Genomic DNA, 654 nt, shown 5'->3' with positions numbered 1-654 from the left:
GCTTCATCCGTAATTTCGTATCGCCGTCTCATCATAGATGTCCCCTTACGAAATGTTATGTTAATTTTCATTTTATCATGGAATCTTAGAATATTCACCGGACACGCCCTAGTGAAATTCCTCGGTTAGAATAATAGTTGTCAACCATTCCCAATCGAGGAGGTTTCACAATAGATCAATACCAGATTACCGTAGATTCGGAGATTTTGCACCACCTGTTTTTGAAAGATTCAAAAGATGATGCTGGAATCAGTTCTGAACCAGATCTTGAAGGCTCAAGTGACAAAACACTTATCTGCGGAGCCGTATGAGCGTACAGAGGAACGCCAAGGCTACCGGAACGGCTCTTATCCCCATAAACTAACCACCCATGTAGGATTGCAGGACGAGCGGTACCCCTTCCTCATCGTCGATGCTATGGTACTCAGAGTCCGCGAGGAGGGACGTGTGCGGGCCAGAGGCGCTCTCATCGCTATTGGCGTCAACCAGGAAGGACACCGGGAAGTCATTAGCTTGATGCTGGGGGACAGTGAGTCTGAAGCCAGTTGGAACGAGTTTTCAGCTGGTTGAAAAGCCGCGGGCTTTGTGGGGTGGATCTGGTGGTTTCAGATCACCATGCCGGCTTGATTCGTTCGATTCGCCAGCATTTTCAAG

Annotated in this window: 1 pseudogene; it reads left to right on the top strand. The window is 48.2% G+C overall.

Going from position 1 to position 654, the window contains the following annotated elements:
• Window positions 1–170: 170 nt before the first annotated feature.
• A pseudogene (locus tag I8U18_RS17620) lies at window positions 171–654 on the top strand (transposase); the annotation flags it as partial.

Source organism: Thermoactinomyces sp. CICC 10522 (assembly GCF_016055075.1).
Lineage (GTDB): Bacteria > Bacillota > Bacilli > Thermoactinomycetales > Thermoactinomycetaceae > Thermoactinomyces_A > Thermoactinomyces_A daqus.
This window is presented reverse-complemented; position numbering and strand designations above follow the sequence as displayed.